This is a genomic window from uncultured Kordia sp., assembly GCF_947496985.1.
Classification (GTDB): Bacteria; Bacteroidota; Bacteroidia; order Flavobacteriales; family Flavobacteriaceae; genus Kordia.
In genome coordinates, this window is record NZ_CANMEZ010000002.1 from 270,485 (window position 1) to 291,057 (window position 20,573).

Annotated in this window: 17 protein-coding genes; 7 read left to right on the forward strand and 10 right to left on the reverse strand. The window is 32.1% G+C overall.

Annotated features, from left to right (window positions below; genetic code table 11):
* Window position 1: 1 nt before the first annotated feature.
* The 3 genes from Q0828_RS06130 to Q0828_RS06140 are packed head-to-tail and all read right to left on the reverse strand — an operon-like array spanning window position 2 to window position 2,179.
* The gene (locus tag Q0828_RS06130; RefSeq protein WP_298418598.1) at window positions 2-781 is read right to left on the reverse strand and encodes an ATP-binding protein; all 780 of its coding nucleotides are present in this window, start codon (window positions 779-781) and stop codon (window positions 2-4) included.
* Window positions 757-1,407, reverse strand: a complete 651-nt coding sequence (locus Q0828_RS06135) for a hypothetical protein (protein WP_298418600.1) — start codon at window positions 1,405-1,407, stop codon at window positions 757-759. The genes Q0828_RS06130 and Q0828_RS06135 overlap by 25 nt, the downstream gene beginning before the upstream one ends.
* 10 nt (window positions 1,408-1,417) lie before the next feature.
* Window positions 1,418-2,179, reverse strand: a complete 762-nt coding sequence (locus tag Q0828_RS06140; protein WP_298418601.1) for a hypothetical protein — start codon at window positions 2,177-2,179, stop codon at window positions 1,418-1,420.
* 282 nt (window positions 2,180-2,461) lie between these two features.
* On the opposite strand from Q0828_RS06140, the gene Q0828_RS06145 reads away from it, so the two are divergent.
* Window positions 2,462-3,841, forward strand: a complete 1,380-nt coding sequence (locus tag Q0828_RS06145) for a hypothetical protein (RefSeq protein WP_298418602.1) — start codon at window positions 2,462-2,464, stop codon at window positions 3,839-3,841.
* Between the two features lie 80 nt (window positions 3,842-3,921).
* Here the strand turns inward: Q0828_RS06145 and Q0828_RS06150 are convergent, their stop codons facing one another.
* From Q0828_RS06150 to Q0828_RS06165, 4 genes are all read right to left on the reverse strand, one after another.
* Window positions 3,922-6,642, reverse strand: a complete 2,721-nt coding sequence (locus tag Q0828_RS06150; RefSeq protein ID WP_298418604.1) for a carboxypeptidase-like regulatory domain-containing protein — start codon at window positions 6,640-6,642, stop codon at window positions 3,922-3,924.
* Window positions 6,643-6,688: 46 nt separating this feature from the next.
* Window positions 6,689-7,576, reverse strand: coding sequence for a GLPGLI family protein (locus tag Q0828_RS06155; protein ID WP_298418606.1), 888 nt, complete (start codon window positions 7,574-7,576; stop codon window positions 6,689-6,691).
* A 138-nt stretch (window positions 7,577-7,714) separates the two neighbouring features.
* Window positions 7,715-8,899 (reverse strand): aspartyl protease family protein, encoded by a 1,185-nt coding sequence (locus Q0828_RS06160; RefSeq protein ID WP_298418608.1) that lies wholly within the window; start codon window positions 8,897-8,899, stop codon window positions 7,715-7,717.
* 13 nt (window positions 8,900-8,912) lie between these two features.
* Complete coding sequence (locus Q0828_RS06165) at window positions 8,913-9,761, reverse strand: GLPGLI family protein (RefSeq protein ID WP_298418610.1); 849 nt, start codon at window positions 9,759-9,761, stop codon at window positions 8,913-8,915.
* 143 nt (window positions 9,762-9,904) lie between these two features.
* Between Q0828_RS06165 and Q0828_RS06170 the strand changes: the two genes are divergently transcribed.
* From Q0828_RS06170 to Q0828_RS06185, 4 genes are all read left to right on the forward strand, one after another.
* On the forward strand, window positions 9,905-11,404 hold the full coding sequence (locus Q0828_RS06170; protein ID WP_298418612.1) for a HAMP domain-containing sensor histidine kinase: 1,500 nt from the start codon (window positions 9,905-9,907) through the stop codon (window positions 11,402-11,404).
* A complete protein-coding gene (locus tag Q0828_RS06175) occupies window positions 11,401-12,084 on the forward strand; it encodes a response regulator transcription factor (protein ID WP_298418614.1) in 684 nt (227 codons plus the stop codon). Before Q0828_RS06170 ends, Q0828_RS06175 begins: the two co-directional genes overlap by 4 nt.
* 221 nt (window positions 12,085-12,305) lie before the next feature.
* Entirely contained in the window at window positions 12,306-13,052 is a 747-nt protein-coding gene (locus Q0828_RS06180; protein ID WP_298418616.1) for a hypothetical protein, read from the forward strand.
* 77 nt (window positions 13,053-13,129) lie between these two features.
* Window positions 13,130-13,744, forward strand: coding sequence for a deoxynucleoside kinase (locus tag Q0828_RS06185; protein WP_298418617.1), 615 nt, complete (start codon window positions 13,130-13,132; stop codon window positions 13,742-13,744).
* A 59-nt stretch (window positions 13,745-13,803) separates the two neighbouring features.
* Here the strand turns inward: Q0828_RS06185 and Q0828_RS06190 are convergent, their stop codons facing one another.
* On the reverse strand, window positions 13,804-14,043 hold the full coding sequence (locus tag Q0828_RS06190) for a hypothetical protein (protein WP_298418618.1): 240 nt from the start codon (window positions 14,041-14,043) through the stop codon (window positions 13,804-13,806).
* 324 nt (window positions 14,044-14,367) lie between these two features.
* Between Q0828_RS06190 and Q0828_RS06195 the strand changes: the two genes are divergently transcribed.
* The gene (locus Q0828_RS06195) at window positions 14,368-16,872 is read left to right on the forward strand and encodes a hypothetical protein (RefSeq protein ID WP_298418620.1); all 2,505 of its coding nucleotides are present in this window, start codon (window positions 14,368-14,370) and stop codon (window positions 16,870-16,872) included.
* 6 nt (window positions 16,873-16,878) lie between these two features.
* Entirely contained in the window at window positions 16,879-17,370 is a 492-nt protein-coding gene (locus Q0828_RS06200; protein ID WP_298418621.1) for a methyltransferase domain-containing protein, read from the forward strand.
* 73 nt (window positions 17,371-17,443) lie between these two features.
* On the opposite strand, the gene Q0828_RS06205 is transcribed toward Q0828_RS06200, so the two are convergent.
* Window positions 17,444-19,735: a sodium-translocating pyrophosphatase gene (locus tag Q0828_RS06205; protein ID WP_298418622.1), complete on the reverse strand. Its 2,292-nt coding sequence runs from the start codon at window positions 19,733-19,735 to the stop codon at window positions 17,444-17,446.
* 118 nt (window positions 19,736-19,853) lie between these two features.
* Window positions 19,854-20,381: an inorganic diphosphatase gene (locus Q0828_RS06210; RefSeq protein ID WP_298418624.1), complete on the reverse strand. Its 528-nt coding sequence runs from the start codon at window positions 20,379-20,381 to the stop codon at window positions 19,854-19,856.
* Window positions 20,382-20,573 lie beyond the last annotated feature (192 nt).

The window sequence follows — 20,573 nt, forward strand, 5'->3', positions numbered from 1 at the left end:
ATTACATGGGTATTTTAATCGTTGCTTTCATCCCAGATTTTTGTGCACTAAAATGTATGGTACCTTCTAAAACTGACAACCTACTTTCTATATTTCTAAGTCCAATTCCTTTTTGGTTTAAATATTCTTGTTGCAAACCAATTCCATCATCTTCATATACAATTTTCAACGTATTTCCTTCATTTCCTATTGTAATAGAAAGATTTGATGCAGCTGCATGTTTCAACGTATTATTGATTAATTCTTGAATGATTCTGTAGATATTTAATTCATATGCTTTCGCGATAGGACTCGTGGTGACATCTACAAAAATTGCTTCCAATTTACCTGCTTCATTAACAGTTTGCACTAAAGTATCAACAGCTTCTAATAATCCTAATTTTTCTAAAATTACAGGACGTAAATCTTGCGAAATATTTCGAACACCTTGAATCATCGCATCAAAAAGCGAGCGCATTTTATCAGTGGTTGTCGTTAATTCTTCTAGCGTAAGTTCCGTAGAAATTTGACTTAAATACAATTTAGTTGTCGTTAATAATGCACCAACATCATCATGTAATTCTTTGCCAATACGTGTGCGTTCTTTTTCTTCACTTTCAATTGCTACCGCTAACAATTCTCGTTGATAATCTGCTTCAATTTTTTGATGATTTTTTTGTTGTGCAAGCAATCGTTTTTGGTATACGATAAAAAATAAAATTACCGCCAAAGCAAGCACAAAAAACATAATCATTCCAATTATTATGACTTGTAACGTTATTGTTGATCCGGATTCACCCATATAGCTATTATGAAAAAAATGACTAATACAATATTAACAATAGCATGGAGTCCCCAAACTAAAAAATTAACCTCAGCTGTTTCAGTAGACAAACTATTACTGATAAAGAATAAGAGCAAGTTACTCGAAAAATATATTAAAAACCCTGCATTAAGCCAAAACATTGGATTTCGTTCTAACGATGTATATTTTACTTCTTTCAGCAATGCATAAAAATAACAGGTGGTTAAAAAGATAACCAACAATCCTAAAATTGTGGTTGCATTTGAATTGAACGTAAGTATGCTTTGAAAAAAGCACATATTTATAAGGCAAAATAGCGTAAATAACACAGCTGCTATTGTAAAAACATATTTTGGAAATATTTTGTACAATGCATCTTTATAAATGTAAATAATACACAGAAACTCTATAATGGTATAAAAGTGATATACAGGTAAATTATTGAGTTTTTGATACCATAAAATATTTGCAATGAGCTCCGTAATGGAAAATAAGATGACTAAATAAAATAATTTTCGTTGCATCTTTGACAAACGATAGTACTTCCACATTCCTATTAGCAAGGGAAGTACTATTGTAAGTGACGATAGTAATCGTAGATTTCCAAAAAATTCTTTACTCATTCCATTCTATTTAACATGTTGGTGGACACGGACTTGTATATTGCATAAAAAATTCTAATGAAAATATACTTTTGATTACGCCTTCTTCTATTTCACTATCAATCTTTTTACAAGCTACATTACCCGAGTTGATGAAGTAACTTATAACTGGATTTTTTTTCGGATCTTTTACTGTCATATATTGAAAACCGATAACTGGTGCAAATGCAGTTAAAGATGGAATCGCAAACTTATTCTTGTCCACACCAAGATACATATTAATTGCATTCAGTTTACTACTATCAGGAATTAGCTCTTTTAAAGCAGTTATTACTGCTCCTGAGTTGTGATAACTGGTTACTCTTTTAGGAATACCATTATCTCTAACAATAAATAAATCATCGATTAAATGAAAATCTAAAGTGTTCCAATTGTACGTAACCATTTCTTTATATTCTTCTGGAACACGTGCTCCATTATTAGTTTTGAGCATATTTTTGTCTTGCTTGGTTATAATCTCCATTTCAAGGTATTTACCATCAATTTCGAAAATAGGCGCAAAAGTAATTACATTATCATTGGTTTGTTTTTCATTATTTAACCCTAAATGGATTGTAATTTTTTTCATTGTATTCCAATTCTTTTTCACTGTTGACAAATCGGACACTGTGTATTCACTCACACGTACATGTTGTTGTTTATTAAATTTGTGAAAATGGTGCGCCAAGCTTAACACAGGTTCAGCTTTCCATTTGTTTATTTTTTCTTGTACACTATCTGTAATTTTGCTCATCGTGGTTTATTTTATCTTTTTAATAATACATTTTTACTATTTATAATTACCAGTAATTTCATCATAAATCTAGTCAAAAAATCTACCTGATAATTCTGCAAAACAAATAATTACGTGTAAACCACTACAAAACACGTAATTCTACTTAACTGTATTTTCAGTACATACAGTCTGTTTTCACCTTTAAATAAATGGGAGTTTTGAACTTTCAATTAATTTCAGGTGGAAGCTGAAAAACCAATTCAATAGAGTAAGCATTTTATATTTCAATACAATTTAACGATGAAAAAAAAAACAAGACATTACCAGAAGAGTGAGAATATCATTGTAAGAACAAAAGAAGATTTTTCTGGTCACAAAGCAGCCATGAAGTTTTTAAACTCAGCCTTTTTCAAAACAACTGCTTTAGATACTACAGATGAAAAAAACTCATATCTAGATACTATAGACTTTAAACCTGAAGAGCCTTCAATTGTAAGTAGCGTAGAAGGGAAAATGTCTAAAATCTTTTTAACAATTCCAAAATATGCTATACTTGATCAAAATAACAATCCATATTGGAATGCCTATAGTGATTTAATATTACAATTACCTGAATACACCAATTTTTTCATTATGACACATGAAGCTGTTGAGAATGAGTTAAAAGATTGGTTGGAAGCAAATAACATTATAGATAGAGCTACCGTACAGAGTTTACCCAACCATTTGCATTTTTCAGTTTGGGCAGAAGATGGACACGCAATTACGAAGGATGCAAATGGAAGTACATTTTTTGCACAACCATTTTCATTTCCAAGATATGCAGATGGTCTTTTAGCTCGTTATGCTTCAAATGTATCTGATTTTGAAAACTATCCTGCTCCGCTTTATTTTCAGGGAGGAAATATATTGATTGGAGATAATTTCTTTTTTATAGGTGCTGATTACCCTAAGAATTCCTTGGATTATGTTGGTAAAGTTATCATTCCTGAAAACGGAGAGTCTGATGAAGCATTAATAAAGAGACTTTACAAAACCTATTTAGACACTTCAAAAGAATTGTATTATGTAGGCAGTCAAATCCCCGTACCTTCACAAAGAACTGAACGTATAACGGTTGATGGAGATCCAAATTGGCATCAGCTTCTTTATTTTGGAAATAAAGAAGGCACTGTGCAACCTTTATTTCACATTGATATGTTTATTTCTTTAGCAGGACGAAACGCCGCAGGGAAATATCAAATTCTTGTGGGTGATCCAAAAATGGCTGCAGAACTAATTAATTTTCCAGAAAGTCTAAAATATGCAATGGTTAATGTTTTTGATAATATTGCGGCACAACTTTCTAGAAATCCAGATTTTGAAGTCATCAGAAACCCGCTTCCATTAGTGTATATTGATGATGAATCAAAAAAGGAAAGAGTTTGGTATTTTGCTACTTCTAATAATTGTTTAGTTGAAAACACCAAACATAACAAAACAGTTTGGCTTCCTACTTATGGGCATGGAAATTGGAAAAGACTCGTAAGAACAGATCTCGCGAATGCCAAAATATGGCAAAGACTTGGGTATAAAGTGAAAATGCTTGAAGATTTCCATCCGTTCACAGAAAACTTAGGAGCTGTTCATTGTATTTCTAAATATTTAGAACGTGGTGCTGAAAAACCAATAGTATCCTAAACATATACATGCCATTTTATTTTATAAAAAAGCCTTTCCAAATTTGGAAAGGCTTTTGTTTTTGAAGCTATTCAATAAATTTATAAATTATATTTTACACTTAAAATTAAGTATCGTGGTTGAATGAAATATTCACTTGTACTCGTGGAAAAAGTATTTGAATTATCCTGATTCAACGATTTTGTATTTAACAAGTTGGTTCCACTAATGGTATATTCCCATTTACTATCCTTTTTCTGATACGCTAAGTCTGCCTTTAGAAAACTGTAATTGTTTATCGTACGTTCTTCACTTTTGTAATTGAAATACGAATAATCTGCTGTAAAGACAAAACTTTTTAAGAAATACGCATCTACATTTACAAACGGACTGTTGGTTGTAAATTTATTTGTAATGTTTCCTTGATCGTATGTATTGATAGACAAATTGTATCCTATTTCAATATTTGGCGCATCTCTAAAATTAGTACTCAATCGTGTTCGGTATGATTGCGTAAAAGATTCGTTTACATTCCTGTTTCCGTTAATTTCTTGTGTAAATTTTGATAATGAAAGACTTCCGCCAACTGAAGCTTTTAATTTCCCGAACGAACGTTCAAAACGTCCATTTGCAGTAAGGCTTTCATCTGCAAAGTTTGAATTAAAAGGTGATGAAACACTGTTTGTACTCAACACATCGGGATCACCCGGATTTGCACCTGGAATTGTTAAGAATTGTGAACGATTCCTGATCGGATCTACACGTTTGTTATAATTTAGGAAAGCAAATATGTTTGTATAATTGAACATATTAAAACTAAAATAACTTAAATTCAAGTTGTGCGACAATGCGTTTTCTAAAGTTCTATTTCCTCTGAATAATGAATTATAATTATTAAAGATTAAACCTTCTGCCAAATTATTTACATCTGTAAAATCGGTTTGCATTTGATATCTAAAATTGATATTTTCAGAGCTTTTTAATTGCAATCGAATATCTAAATCTGGTAAGAATCGTGTAAAGTTGTCTTTAAACTCGGAACCAAATTGCGTATTTTTCAAACCATATGCATGCGCTGTAATTCCTGGTGTAAACGTGAATTTTCCCGTTTTAACTTTATAATGTAATCCTACATATGTATCACTAAAATTGTATTGTACATCATTGGTAACATCTTGCATCGAATTTGTTAAAGGAAATACACTTCCATTGTCTAATAATTGAAAAATTTCAGAATTAAAGTCTTGTCTACTTAGTGTTGTTCCTCCAGTAATATTAATATTACTTTTTTGATTTAACACATACCAATAATCTAATCGGGCATCTAATTTGTTCGTTTTCACACGTCTATCTTGTCCAATATTTAAACCTGATTGTGTCGTATTTAAACCTAAAATATCTGTAAAACGGAATTGTTCACTTTGCGCCAATCGAGCATTATAAAAAGGATCTTCATCTTGTAATAAGTGCTGCGCTTCAAAAGCAAAAATGTTTTTATCATCTAAGGTGTAATAATAGTTTAAATTTTGATTGATACTGTACGGGTTCTGAGTTTGATTTTCATCAATTCCACCTAATAAAGAAGAAAAGAAATCTGTACGTTCTCCTTGATTGGACACTTTTACAAACGCATCATAATCTAATTGATTGTTTCCATTTGGCTTATACGTTGTACTTAATTTGAATAATCCTAAATCACTTTTTTGACGTGTATTGGTTGCCGTATTTTCATCAGGAATGCTCTCATCTAAATAATCATTAATACTGTTTTCACTAATTTCAGTTCGAGAACCAGAATAGATAGCAAAACCACTAATATCCCATGTTTTCTTTACGGCATAACTAAAGTTTGCTGCGCCAAATTTAGAATCAATTGCTTGTGCTCTATTGTTTCGTAAGGTTAAAAATCCAATGTCGTTTGCAGCTACATTGAAATTTGTTCCTGTATTTCGAGAGGTATTTCTAAATCCTCCAGAGAAATTGAAGTAATCTCTTCGTGTAAACGGAATTGAACCAATATTGTTGAAATCTGTAATGATATTTACACTGTATTTTGGACTGTAATAAAATAATCTTGGGTTTGCAATGTATCGTTCTTCAGGACCAGCTCCGGCAGTAACTTCTCCAAACCAGAAATTCTTTTTTCCTTCTTTTAATTTTATATTGATTGCTACATTATCTTGATCGTTCCCAAGTCCTCGCATTTGTGAAACATCATTGTGATTTTTTAATACTTCTACTTTATCAATAGCATCTGCAGGAATATTTTTTGTTGCCAATTTACTATCGCCATCAAAGAATTCTTTTCCTTCCACCATTACTTTGGAAACCGTTTTTCCTTCTACTTCTATTTCTCCATCATCGGTAACTTCAACACCTGGCAACTTTTTTAAAACATCACCAAGTTTCTTTTCAGAACCGTTTTTAAAAGAATCCGCATTATATACAATCGTATCACCTTTTATGGTAACTGGCATTTCATAGGTTAATTCTACAGCTTGCAAACTGTTATCTGCTTTCATCACAAAATCTTTTTTGATGTCAACTTCTTTTGTTGTTAGCGAATCATTTATAGTTGCCAACCCTATAAAACTTACTTTGATAGCGTAATTTGTGTTTTCTTTTAATTTGAGTCGAAAACGTCCTTCGTTATTTGTAATTCCGTACGAATCTAACGCGTTCGTTTTTTTATTTAATGCAATTACATTTGCCAATTCTAAGGGATTTCCTAGTGTATCTTTTACAACACCTTCTAGTGTAATTTGAGCATAGGTAGCCTGTGCCATGCCTAAGCATAGCAAAACAAATACTATATTTTTCATTGATTTTGCTTCTTTTGATTAGTTGTCGACAGGCATCGAATTGGTGTTACCCTCTTCTTCCTCCTCCTCTACCGCCACGTCCGCGACCACGCATGTTACGCATTTCCTCCATCTTCTTTTTTACAATGTCATTGTATTCAGCACGTGTTACCTCTTTTCCTTTTGTTGGTTCTTCAATAGGATCTTTCTTGTCTGGATTCATGACGATTTTAGAACATAGAATGGTTGTTTTGTCTGCACTTATTTCTAAGATTAAACCTGGTAAACCCCAATATTCTCCTGGGCCTTGATTTACCGGAATATCTAAAGTATACCAAGCAGTAACAAGTATTTCTTTTGGCACTTCCACCTGACTCATTGGATCGTTTGTTGCTTTGATTGAATCTTGTTTTTTCTGTTCAGCAGTTTTATCCTCACCATCATTGTTTCGTCTTCTTCGCAAGCTTCTGAAATCAAATTCATCAACCTTTTTTAAAGCCGTTGCTTTGAAACAAAGATATTTTCCAATTTGCTTGGTTTCACCGTCCATTTTCCATTCAAGTTTTGGCAAACTGTCTTTGATTAAGAACTCTTTTCCAAAGAATTCTTTCGATTCCATCATGACACCATCTTTTACATTTTTATACTGTTTTCCTGGAGAAAAACTACCCATCATCATTTGTCCAAAACCTCTTCCACCACCTTGTCCTGGCGCTTCAATTTTTTCTTCTTCTTTGTATGTAGATGCTGATTGGCTAAAATCTAAAATGTATACTTTTTCCAAGAAGCCTTTCATTCGATCAGCAATTCGTTTTTTCTGTTCTTCAGACATTTGTCTTCCTCCAAAATTCATATCCATTGTCGTTTTTGACTGATAATATGCTTTTCCCTGAAAACCTTGAGCGAATATGCTTGTCGTACATAAAAGTAAGCTCCAAATTAAAATACGTTTCATTATTGTTAGGTGTTATTTTTTTAACTCTTTTAGTGTTAGTACGTAACTTTTTGAAAAGTTACACTTTTTAACAACACTTAGACCTAACTTTTCCTGTTGAGTTTAATCGACTTTTGTTAAAATTATCTTAATTTTTATTTAGATTAGACGCCTTAGCGTAATTATAATTGTTTTTGCACTACCGTTTTTATCTTTTAGAACTAGTGCTACTTTTTTATTTTTTTGTTTTAAAAGTTCTCGGTATAATTTTATATCTGATATTTTTTCCCCATCAATAGAAACCAACTCATCTCCTTTTCGAACGCCTTTTGTAAAGGCTTCTGAATCTTCTATTACATTTGAAATTTGAATTTTTTCTGCTTCTTTTTCAATAGAAATTCCACTTAATGGAAATTCAAATTCATTTGCATATGTTTTGTTGGGTTTGAAATAAATCTTTTTCGCTTTATAGTCTAAAATGGTATTAAATCTGTTGATTATTTTCACACCTAATATTCCTGTGTATGCGTTTGAAGCCATAACACCTGCTTCACTTTTAGATAAATCAATTGGCATTTCTCCAAATTCAAAATCAGCTAGTTTTACATTGGATACTTTTCCAATTTTAAACGTTGACGAAGCTGTGAGACTTTCTGCTTTGTTTTCAATCGTTTTTCCAATAATACTTTCTATTTTTTGTTTGTTGACAAAAGGTGTATTTAAAAGAAATGTCATATTGGCTCCAGAATCAAATAAAAAGTTTCCACTAAATTTTTGATTATTCGCAAGCGTAAATTCAAGTTCCACTTGTGGAATATTTGCAAAGTCCAACGAAGCTGGTAATACTTTGTATGTTGCTACATTTTCGATATCATCAATACTTTTATACAATTCTATTACACTCTCATCAAAATTCAATCGTGTTATAAATTGTTGCATGATATCTGCTCCTACGATTCCGTCAATTTTTTGATTTCCTCTTTTGGATAATCGTTCTAAATCGACTAAAACCATATGCACATTCTCTAATGTAACATCCTGAATATGTAGCTTTTGCGATAACGCAACATTATACACTTCAGATCCTGCAGCACCTTCCGCAGGTTGTTGATAATCAGAGTTTACACCTAATTCTTTGGCAACAGTTTCATCTAACACGATTGTTGACGCACCTGTGTCAAATACAAAGTTTAATGGTTCTGTATGTGCATTCACTTTTACTTTGATAAACATTAAGTTATCATTTTCAAAAGGTACCGTAGCTACTTGTGCTTGCATTATTGATACACTGATCAACAAATAGAAAAGTACAAATACATACTGTTTTTTAAAATTTAATTTCATAATGTTCTCAGTTTTATCCTCCAATTTCAATTGTAACATGTTCTCCATCTCTTCTGTTTCCTCTAAAACGTTCTGTCATTTCTTTTGTTTTTTTACGTATGATTGTTTCAAACTTTTCTTGATTTACTTTTTTCCCTTTTGTTGGTTCTTTAATCGTTACTTTATTTTTAGGGTTTAATACAATTTTACTACAGATTATTGTCTCTGAACCATCGTTTACTTCCAAAATTAATCCTGGCAATCCCCAATACATTCCTGGACCTGCATTTACTGGAATTTCTAGAGTATACCATGCTGTTATTGTTACTTCTTCTTTGGTTACTTTTGGCTCTTCTTTACTATCATTTAATGAAAAAGATTCTATTTTTTCCATTTCAATGGTACGAGTTGCTTTGAAACATTGGTACTGTCCTATGAACTTGGTTTCTGTACCAAGTTTCCATTCTTTATTCTCTAGAGAATCTTTAATCAAAAACATTTTCCCAAAAATGTCTTCTTGATTTGTATACCGCTTTTCCTTCATGTTTTTGTACAATATTTTAGATTCACTATCGCCCATCACCATAACTTGGATTCCTGTAGCACTTGGTTGTGGTGCGGCTAGTTTACCTTCTTCTTTATAAAGCGATTCAGCAGTGTTGAATGTTAACTTGTATTCTTTTTGAAATTGCTTTTGCAACATTTCATTCATCTTCTTTTGCATGTCAGCATCAATTCCTTGACTTCCTCCTTTTTCGTCAATTTTGAAATCCATTTTACGGCTTGTCTTGTACGTAGCTTCACCTTGAAATTCTTGTCCGTTTACTATGGTACTTATCAATATAAAGACAAATACGATAATTGATTGTGCGTAGTTTTTCATATCTATTTTGTGTTTTTTAGTTTTTTGATGTTACAAATATGAAATAGAAAAGCATCTTATTTGGTTAACGAACGTTAACGAGTGTTAAGCGATTGTTTTTTATCCTAAAGAACTCCTTACATTTGAAATGTAAATAGATACAAATGAGGCAACAACGATTTTCTTGGATTTTATATTTTATAATTGCTACCATTACCATTACAGTAACTGTACAAGTATATTGGAACTATAAAAATTACCAAGTTAACAAACAACAATTCATCAATCAGGTACAAATTAGTTTGGACAATGCTGTAGAAGCTTATTATGCAGATATCGTAAAGAAAGACAAAGTGATGTTTGTATCTATGGGAGCTTCTAATCTTGGAAATTTCCCAACGTTTGATAAGTTTAGAAATATGGATACTGATTCTATCTTAAACATATACAATCACAGTAACTATAACCATTCAGATACTATTATTATAGATGCTCGTGTAAATGGAAATATGGAATATCCTCATGAAACAATTGATTCTTTATTAAACGCAACACAATCAACTCTCAGAGCTAAGTTTACCCAGTTTAACGATAATATTGAAAAATATAAAGATAGCATTCGCTTGTTCAATGAAGTTTCTTCATTATATATCTCTATTTCCGAAGATTCATTAAATTTTGATAAACTAAAAACCTTTTTAGATACTGAGTTTAACAGAAAACAGATTAAAGTTCCATATCGTTTGAATCAATATTTAGGAAAAAAAATTATTGCCAAAATCGGAACTGATTCACTACCAAAAGAAGCTTTGAAAACTTATGCAAAATCTGCGTATTTAAATCATGACGAGAAATTAGAATTACGATACACAAATATTTCTAAAGCCGTTTTGAAGGAGAGTTCTATGGGTATTTTATTATCTACCTTACTCACATTAGCCATTATTAGTTCTTTATTATATTTACTTCGCGTAATTAATAAACAGAAACAATTAGCTGAGATTAAAAACGACCTGATTAGTAATATTACACACGAATTTAAAACACCAATTACTACCATATCTACAGCTTTGGAAGCTATTCAACACTTTGATGCTTTGAAAGATCCTAAGAAAGCTCAAAAGTATTTATCAATTTCTGATAAGCAGTTGAAAAAGTTACATATTATGGTTGAAAAGTTACTGGAAACGGCAACTTTAGATAGTGAAAAACTATTATTAAAGAAAGAAGAATTGAATGTCGTAAATTTTGTGGAGAAGATTACGGAAAAGCAACAGACATTAGGTACTGAAAAAGAGATTGTTTTTAGAAGTAATACAGAAGAGCTTCCATTAGCATTAGATCCGTTTCACTTTGAAAATGCTATTACGAACCTGATTGACAACGCTATAAAATATGGTGGCGACACTATTGAAGTTAATATTACCAAAGTGTTAGAAACTGTTGAAATTACAGTAGTTGATAATGGTGGAACTATTGAAAAGTCGCAGCGAGAAAAGATTTTTGATAAGTTTTATAGAATTCCAAAAGGAAACACACACGATGTTAAAGGTTTTGGAATTGGCTTATATTACACTAAAAAAATTATTGAAAAACACAACGGGACCATTCAGTTGATTCCTGATTCTAAACACACTATTTTTAAAATAACCTTACACGCATGAAAAAAGACACAATCAAATTATTGCTTGCCGAAGATGAACCTGCGTTGGGTCAAATAGTGAAAGAAAGTTTAGAATCACGTGATTTTGAAGTGTTTTTATGTGAAAATGGTGAAGAAGCGTATAAAACCTATCAAAAAGAAAAACCTGAAATTTTAGTATTGGATGTAATGATGCCTAAAAAAGATGGTTTTACCTTAGCACAAGAGATTCGTCAAGAAAATCAACATATTCCTATCATTTTTTTAACAGCAAAGTCACAAGTAAAAGATGTTGTTGAAGGTTTTCAACATGGTGGAAACGATTATGTCAAAAAACCGTTTAGCATGGAAGAATTGATTGTTCGCATTCATGCACTATTAGATCGAATTCATACCAAAAAAGATCATACACAAATTTCTATTGGCGATTATACTTTTAATCACACCAAGCAACAATTGATTCACAATAAAGAAGTTACACAACTAACACATCGTGAATCTGAATTACTTTTTTACTTATCAGAAAAACGAAATGCAGTATTAGACAGAACATTTATTCTCAACAAACTTTGGGGAGATGACGACTTTTTTAATGCGCGAAGCATGGATGTTTTTATTACTAAACTTCGTAAAAAGTTAAAGAATGACGATGCTATTCAGATTGTAAATGTGAGAGGTTTTGGATATAAGTTGATTTGTTAAAATAGTATTGAGTGATGAGATATTAGTATTGAGATAGTTTTCCCGAGTTCGTCATGCAGAACTTGATTCGGTTTATCAGAATCTTAAACAATCATTTTCAAGTTAAAATATTGCTACATTTTCACATTGTAAAATTGTTTCATCAATTATGGCGCATTTTTTGTAATTTGCCAATCATGAAATACCTGATTCTTTGTTTTTTCTTATGTTGTTCAATAACTATGCTTGGACAGAAAACAATTTCTGCTACGTTGCAACAGAAAGATAGTTTGTCTGTTGACCAATTTGTAGCAATGGACAATTTTGGAGCTTCTTACGTGATTCAAGATAATATTCTGATCAAAAAGAAAGACAAAAAAAAATGGCAATACAATAATTTTCAGCTTGGCGAAATCACTTCTGTAGATATTTTAAATCCGTTAAAAATCACATTATTTTATAGTGATTTCAATACTGTTATTATTTTAGATAACACACTGAACGAAATCAAGCGAATTGATTTTAACATCATTACCGATTTTAAAAATTTAGCTTCTGCCACCACAGCAACCGATCGTAACTTGTGGGTTTTTGACACCAATACACAACAATTAGAAGTCTTTAATTACGTTCAGGAAAAAACACCTATTCAGAATTTACCAATTTCAGAAAAGTTTATCACACAAAAAAGTAATTATAATTATTGTAGAGTGTTGACAGAAACCACATTGTACACTTATAACATTTATGGAAGTTTATTAACGCAGCAAGATTTGACTGGCGTAACGGACTTTTCCATGACAAATACAGAAGTTATCTTTTTAAAAGAAAAAAAGTTGTACTATTCCTTTGAAAAAGACGTTTATCTTATAAATTTACCTTCTGACAGAATTGCTATAAAACAGTTTTCGCTTCACGATGATATCTTGTATATTTACGACGGAATTGTATTATATCAGTTTCAACTCAAAAAACCAACAAAAGAATAAATAGAACGAATATTTTTAGAATCAATTGTAAAATCCAACAGTCTGATTTTAAAGCAAACACCTAATTACACAATCACATGCACGTTGCAATTGCAGGAAATATTGGCGCTGGTAAAACAACTCTAACAAAACTATTAGCAAAACATTACAAATGGGAACCTCATTTTGAAGATGTAGTAGATAATCCGTATTTGGATGATTTTTACACACAAATGGAACGTTGGAGCTTTAATCTTCAAATTTATTTCTTAAACAGTCGTTTTAGACAAGTTTTACAAATTCGCGAAAGCGGAAAAAAGATCATTCAAGATCGTACTATTTATGAAGATGCACATATTTTTGCACCAAACCTTCATGCGATGGGATTAATGACAAATCGTGATTATGAAAATTATCAATCACTATTTGAATTAATGCAAAAATTGGTAGATGCACCAGATTTGTTAATCTATTTACGCGCAGATATTTCTACTTTGGTCGCACAAATTCACAAACGTGGACGCGATTATGAAAATTCTATCAGTATTGATTATTTAAGTAGATTGAACGAACGCTATGAAGCTTGGATTTCAAAATACAATCAAGGAAAGTTATTAATTATTGATGTTGACAATTTAGATTTTGTAGATAATCCTGAAGATTTAGGAAGTGTTATCAATAAAATAGACGCAGAAATACACGGATTGTTTTAAAAACAATTTCCGATATAAATACAAAAGCCATTCTGTTACGAATGGCTTTTTTTTGGTAATTAGCACCAGTTGTTACATGTACGACAGTGTAATGGATCACTAGCTGGGTGATCGTTTGTATAGCAACGATCAGAAACACAGTTAACTGTACCACAATTTCCCGTTCCACAATTGTTAGTTCCGCAATTTCCTGTTCCACATAAAACAGGAGCTGTAACATAACCTCCGCTAATAGATTCTAAGTTAGAAACTCGATTTTTCCCTAATGACAATTTCGTTGTTAACTTCTTTTTTTTCATGATATAAAATTTTAATGATTATGTAATAAATGTATATGGTTAAATTTTTAATAGCAATAAGTAGTAGTGCCAATTTATAAATGGGAGGCACAATTTCTCCGTACAACATATTTTTTCACAGCCTAAAATTCAATTTGTAAAAGCTGTCATGATTGTACTTTTCTCATGGTATAAATTTACAATTGTTAACTCCCATGAAGTTACTAACTTATACTACTGACAATCAACATTTAACCTTACCATTTATACGTGTATACACGAAAAAATACGAGTTCTGCTCAAAATTGTTTAATTTTCTATTCTTAAAAGCCATTTTATACACTTATGCTCAACTTTTTTAAAGGATCAAAAGACAAGAACAAAAAAACAATTGCCAAACTCTATGTTACCGATGATTTTTCTGTAGAAGATTTAAAATCGCCTTTAATAAGCTTTTTTGAAGCTTCAGCCATAACGGATGCTACATTTAAAGAAGTTCGCAATGGTTTCACGGTTGATTATTCCAAAACTGACAATGAAAAGAACAGTTTAATTACGGCTTCCCGATTGCAAATATTACAAAACGAATCCATTGTATATGTTTCAGCGGAAACCTTGGAAATAAATCCTACAACCTATGAAGAACATAAGGAAGCGGCTGATTTTAAACTAGAAACACAGTCATTTTTCATACAACTACAAGAATTTCTTCTAGTACTTCAGAACGATCATTTGTATGCATTAAACAATGAAGAAGCAATTTCATTTGTTCCCTCGCTTTCGTTGACAACAAAAAACTATATTTTCCATCAATTACAAGTATCTGAGTATGTATTGAGTATTTTAGGTATTAGTGAATTGGCTTCAAAAGATGAAAATAATAGCTATCCAAAAGATATAACTTGGCATCTTGTCATCACTTCCGTGAGAACGCTCATTGTTGGAAAACTTCCAAATAGTAACACGATTACCATTGACATTTCGAGCGAAAGCTTCATGATTGAAAATAGAACGGGAAAAGATAAAATCACTACTGATTCCATAGTATTCTATACAGAATTTATGAACGATACTTTATACCATGAATTGCTACCTGTTATTGAAAATACAGGAAATAGAATTGGTCTCTTCGGAGATATTTTAGTCAAAAAATACAATAAGAAAGAAACACATTTAGCATTAGCTTCCCGTTTGTTTCAATTGCAAAGTACTACTTCCAACTTATTAAGTAATGAATTAAAAAGTGATCTAATTCTGCATTTAAAACGTTTGAAAATTACAGAAGAACAACTAGAAGGCATTTTAGCTGTTTTCACAAAACATACACAAACACATGATAGTTTTGGCGAAAATTTGGTCGCTATTATGAATGATTGGCAACTTTCATTTGAAGAACAAAAAAACATATTGAACATATTGCAACCGTTTCAAAAAAAGGAAACAGCTTTACATACAATCAAGTTTCACGATCACTTTTATCAATTGTTTAGTGCGAAAGAAAAAAAGGAAGAAATCATTTTTGAATTCAACCTAAATTATGCCAAACATTTAAACAATGCAGCTCGATTTCCAGAAGCAATTGCATTGTATAAAATAATATACGAAACGCTTCCTGATGATAGTATTACGGATTTGTTACCAACAAATACAACAAATCTTTTAGAAGGTGAAGGTGGACAACAGTTAAAAATTACAATCCTAGAGTCTATCTTATATATTCAACAACAGTTAGAAGAAGATAGTTCCGAAACAGTGCATGAACTTGCCGAATTGCAACCGTTGAAACAATCGCGAATTGAAGCTTTACTCACACATAAAAAACATCAAAAAAAAGCACAAATTATACAAGAAGTATTACACGCAAAAGTGTTGACTACTACAGCTATTGAACATTCCAATCAATATGAGCGCTTGGAAAAAGCAGCAGTTTTAGAAGAAGTCGTTCCAAGTTGTTTTAAGAATGCTACAGGTTTTTTTGATTCCTTAAATAACTTCATTGCAGCGTTAAACCCACCTGATTATGAATCGGTTATTTCTTTTTCAGATCGATTAAACACACACAATTATCCTGAAATCATGGAACGCATTACAGCTATTTGCTATGCATTACAAATGAATGTTCCTGAATGTTATATTGGACGCGGCACCTATGCTACTGCTGTAATTGGTGTAGAAGGGAAACCTTCTTTTTTAATGATTGGAGTTGATTTTTTAGATCCTGAACATGCACGTTATTTAGAAGTAAATGCACTTATATTTTTAATTGCCATTGAATTGGCTCATATGTATTTTGAACATTCAAAAATTACCTCAACAGATGTTTGGCGTGGTGCGGCTGATAAAGGTTTTACAGTAGTAAGCATGCTATTAACGGTATTACCATTTGTTGGGAATATTGGTAAAATCTTTGGAAACATTGCAAGTGTTGAAAAATATGGTAAGATTATCAATCGTGTGGAACAAGTTGCCAATGTTGCCGAAAAGGGACAAGGAATTATAGAAGTCAGTGAAAAGTATAATTTGAATCCTTTTAGTAAAGATAAATCACAAGCAAACGATTCTCAAAATTTATTAATTACCTCTAGATTGATGGAAATTGTTGCAGATAAAGTCGCACTATTGTTTTGCGATGATTTAAAAGCTGCTGTAAAAGGTTTATTGGTTGGCACAAAAAGTTTTGAACAAGATTATCATATCATTTCCCAATATGGCGTAGAAGCCTTTTTAGCGCGTACTGATGAAGAAGGTGAATTTGTTCATCAGGAAATAATTATTCGCTTAAGAAGTATGTGTGCTTTCTACTTGTCTGATACTTTTGAAAATTTAAAAAAACAAATGAATTCCCTATAAAACTCTATGAAATCACAAACTGTATTTACATCATTAGGCGAACCATATGAGCTTACTCCTAATGAAGTTGTATTGGAAAAACTACGACTTTTAAATTTGCAAGATGGAGAAGTTCTTTTAGATTTAGGTTGTGGTGATGCCAGAAGTTTACTTGCTGCTCGAAAAATTGCAGATGTAACTTGTATTGGTTATGAAATATTACCAATTGCTTTGGAAGCTGCCGCTGAAAATATTAAAAAAGAAAATGCTACAGATACTATAGAAATTAGAGAAGAAGATTTTTTTCATGCTGATTTATGTAAAGTGAATGCAATTATTTTATACTTAACCAGAAATATGTTAGGGAAAATTTCCTTAAAGTTAGAAAACGAATTACCTGTAGGCACTCGAATTGTAACGCATGACTTTGATATTCCTGCTTGGGAAGCTGAAAAAATTGTTCATTTCAAATCAAGTAAATCGATTCCGTTTACAATTTATTTATATCGACAGAAGTGATTTGTTTAATTTATAAGCATAAAAAACAGCAACCTTTCGATTGCTGTTTTTTTAAAATATAAAAAGTCGGTTCTTATAAATTCTCTTCTTTCATTGTAACTACATTCAATGCTACATCTGCTTTTGAAGCTTCTTCAGCATTTACTTGAATCACATTTTTGTTTACTTCTTCTGCAGTTGCAGTATCATTTGAATGACCTCCTAAGATTGGTGCAATTACCAACCCGATTAAACAAGTTAACTTAATTAAGATGTTCATTGATGGTCCAGAAGTATCTTTGAAAGGATCTCCAACTGTATCACCAGTTACAGCAGCTTTATGCGCGTCTGAACCTTTATATGTCATTTCTCCGTTGATTTCAACACCAGCTTCAAATGATTTCTTAGCGTTATCCCAAGCTCCACCAGCATTGTTTTGGAAAATTGCCCAAAGTACACCACTTACGGTAACTCCTGCCATATATCCACCTAACATTTCAGCAATTGCTAAGTTATCCATTCCAAAAATCATTGGAATAAATGCAATTGCTAATGGGAATCCTATTGTTAATAATCCAGGTAACATCATTTCTTTTAATGATGCTTTTGTAGAAATTGCCACACATTTATCATATTCTGGCTTTCCAGTACCTTCCATAATTCCTGCAATTTCTTTGAATTGACGACGAACTTCGTATACCATTTCCATCGCTGCTTTTCCTACGGCATTCATTGCTAAGGCAGAGAATACTACTGGAATCATCCCTCCAACAAATAACATGGCTAATACTGGCGCTTTAAAGATGTTGATTCCTTCAATTCCTGTAAATGTTACGTATGCTGCAAATAATGCTAACGATGTTAATGCTGCAGAAGCAATAGCAAACCCTTTTCCTGTTGCTGCTGTTGTATTTCCTACTGAATCTAAGATATCAGTACGTTCTCTTACGATTGGATCTTGTTCACTCATTTCAGCAATTCCTCCTGCGTTATCTGCAATAGGTCCGAAAGCGTCAATTGCTAATTGCATTGCTGTTGTTGCCATCATTGCAGAAGCGGCCAAAGCAACTCCATAGAATCCTGCTAAAGCGTATGATGCCCAAATAGCACCTGCAAATAATAATACTGATGGGAATGTAGAAATCATTCCTGTTGCTAAACCTGCAATGATATTTGTTCCTGCTCCAGTACTTGATTTTTGAACAATTTCTAAGATTGGTTTTTTACCTAATCCTGTATAATATTCTGTTACAGAAGAAATAACTCCTCCCACAAATAAACCAACTAACGTAGCATAGAATACACGCATTGCTGATACTTCAACTTTTCCTTCTCCGAAGAATTCCATTGTCATTGTTTCAGGAAGCATATATACACATAATCCGAAACATGCTGCTGCAACTAAAACAATTGATGTCCAGTTTCCAACATTTAAAGCGCCCATAACTTGCTTTTCTTTCGCTTCGTTACTTTTGATCTTTACTAACATTGTTCCGATAATAGAAATAATAATTCCTGCTCCTGCAATTGCCATAGGTAATAATACAGGACCAATTCCAGCAAAACCTTCTGCTGTAATATCTCCACCCATATCTTTTATGATATAGTTTCCTAATACCATTGCGGCTAATACTGTTGCTACGTACGAACCAAATAAATCAGCTCCCATACCTGCAACATCTCCAACATTGTCCCCTACGTTATCAGCAATTGTAGCTGGGTTACGAGGATCATCTTCCGGAATTCCTGCTTCTACTTTTCCAACTAAGTCAGCTCCAACATCTGCTGCTTTTGTATAGATTCCTCCACCAACACGTGCAAATAATGCAATTGATTCTGCTCCAAGAGAGAATCCCGCTAGTGTTTCTAGTACAATTGTCATATCATCTGTAGACGTCCAAGTGCTTCCCATAAAGTATTGGTAGAAAAGAATAAAGAACGCTGTTAATCCTAAAACTGCTAAACCTGCAACTCCAAGTCCCATAACAGTTCCACCTCCAAAAGATATTTTTAAAGCATTTGGTAAACTTGTTCGTGCTGCTTGCGTTGTTCTAACATTTGTTTTGGTAGCAATTTTCATTCCTACGTTTCCAGCGTATGCAGAAAAGATAGCTCCAAAAATAAATGCGATTACAATTAGCCAATGTGTTGTATCTACTACTATAGAAACAACAAATAACGCGATACTTACAATTACTACAAATATTGCTAGTAAGCGGTATTCTGCATTTAAGAACGCCAAAGCGCCTTCATATATATGATCTGAGATCTCTTTCATTTTACCGTCACCGGCATCTTGTTTCATGACCCAAGATTTTTTGATAAGCATGTAGATTAAGCCTAGTGCTGCTGCAACTATTGGCATATAAATCATCATTGATTCCATATTTTATTTGTTTGGTTTGTTAATTTGCGGCATAAATGTAACAAAATCAGGGAGAAAAAAAAACCTTCTAAATCGCTTTAGAAGGTTTTTTATTAATTATTTATTGTGTATGTAACTTTTAAATTGTGAAATCGCCATTAGCTTTATGTTCACTTGCTTCATAACGCTCGATACATTTATCTACAATTTCGTATGCTTCTTCAGCATTTCCCCATCCACCAACATCAACTTTTTTCTTTTCTAAATCTTTATATACTTGGAAGAAATGTGTAATTTCTTTGATCCTGTGTGGATTTAAATCATCAATGTCTTCGTAACTATTCCAAATTGGATCACTTACAGGCACACATACTATTTTTTCATCTGGTCCTTTTTCATCTGCCATATGGAAAACTCCAATCGGTTTTACTTCCATTACACACATTGGGAATGTAGGTTCTGTTCCTAAAACTAACACATCTAATGGATCTCCATCTAGTGCTAATGTTTCTGGAATAAACCCGTAATCTCCAGGATACATCATTGATGAAAACAACATACGATCGAATCTAATTTTCTTTAAATCGAAGTCATATTCATATTTATTTCTACTTCCTTTCGGGATCTCAATCAGCGCATCTAATGTTCTTTTCTCTTTAGCTGTCATATCTTCTTTTCTTACTCGTTTTTCTAAAATCGGGTGCAAATTTATGCAAAACCTATTGACTGACCAATCAAGTAACATTAATATTTTGTTAGATTTGTGTAATTATTACTGTAACAATACTATATTTCCTACCACATATATTTAGAATACTTTAATTTCATAATTAACATATTTATATCATAGTTAAATTCA

Bases quoted from the DNA above. Each gene is read 5' to 3' on its own strand.
- Q0828_RS06130 (WP_298418598.1), bottom strand. From the start codon at position 781: ATGGGTGAATCCGGATCAACAATAACGTTACAAGTCATAATAATTGGA.
- Q0828_RS06135 (WP_298418600.1), bottom strand. From the start codon at position 1,407: ATGAGTAAAGAATTTTTTGGAAATCTACGATTACTATCGTCACTTACA.
- Q0828_RS06140 (WP_298418601.1), bottom strand. From the start codon at position 2,179: ATGAGCAAAATTACAGATAGTGTACAAGAAAAAATAAACAAATGGAAA.
- Q0828_RS06145 (WP_298418602.1), top strand. From the start codon at position 2,462: ATGAAAAAAAAAACAAGACATTACCAGAAGAGTGAGAATATCATTGTA.
- Q0828_RS06150 (WP_298418604.1), bottom strand. From the start codon at position 6,642: ATGAAAAATATAGTATTTGTTTTGCTATGCTTAGGCATGGCACAGGCT.
- Q0828_RS06155 (WP_298418606.1), bottom strand. From the start codon at position 7,576: ATGAAACGTATTTTAATTTGGAGCTTACTTTTATGTACGACAAGCATA.
- Q0828_RS06160 (WP_298418608.1), bottom strand. From the start codon at position 8,899: ATGAAATTAAATTTTAAAAAACAGTATGTATTTGTACTTTTCTATTTG.
- Q0828_RS06165 (WP_298418610.1), bottom strand. From the start codon at position 9,761: ATGAAAAACTACGCACAATCAATTATCGTATTTGTCTTTATATTGATA.
- Q0828_RS06170 (WP_298418612.1), top strand. From the start codon at position 9,905: ATGAGGCAACAACGATTTTCTTGGATTTTATATTTTATAATTGCTACC.
- Q0828_RS06175 (WP_298418614.1), top strand. From the start codon at position 11,401: ATGAAAAAAGACACAATCAAATTATTGCTTGCCGAAGATGAACCTGCG.
- Q0828_RS06180 (WP_298418616.1), top strand. From the start codon at position 12,306: ATGCTTGGACAGAAAACAATTTCTGCTACGTTGCAACAGAAAGATAGT.
- Q0828_RS06185 (WP_298418617.1), top strand. From the start codon at position 13,130: ATGCACGTTGCAATTGCAGGAAATATTGGCGCTGGTAAAACAACTCTA.
- Q0828_RS06190 (WP_298418618.1), bottom strand. From the start codon at position 14,043: ATGAAAAAAAAGAAGTTAACAACGAAATTGTCATTAGGGAAAAATCGA.
- Q0828_RS06195 (WP_298418620.1), top strand. From the start codon at position 14,368: ATGCTCAACTTTTTTAAAGGATCAAAAGACAAGAACAAAAAAACAATT.
- Q0828_RS06200 (WP_298418621.1), top strand. From the start codon at position 16,879: ATGAAATCACAAACTGTATTTACATCATTAGGCGAACCATATGAGCTT.
- Q0828_RS06205 (WP_298418622.1), bottom strand. From the start codon at position 19,735: ATGGAATCAATGATGATTTATATGCCAATAGTTGCAGCAGCACTAGGC.
- Q0828_RS06210 (WP_298418624.1), bottom strand. From the start codon at position 20,381: ATGACAGCTAAAGAGAAAAGAACATTAGATGCGCTGATTGAGATCCCG.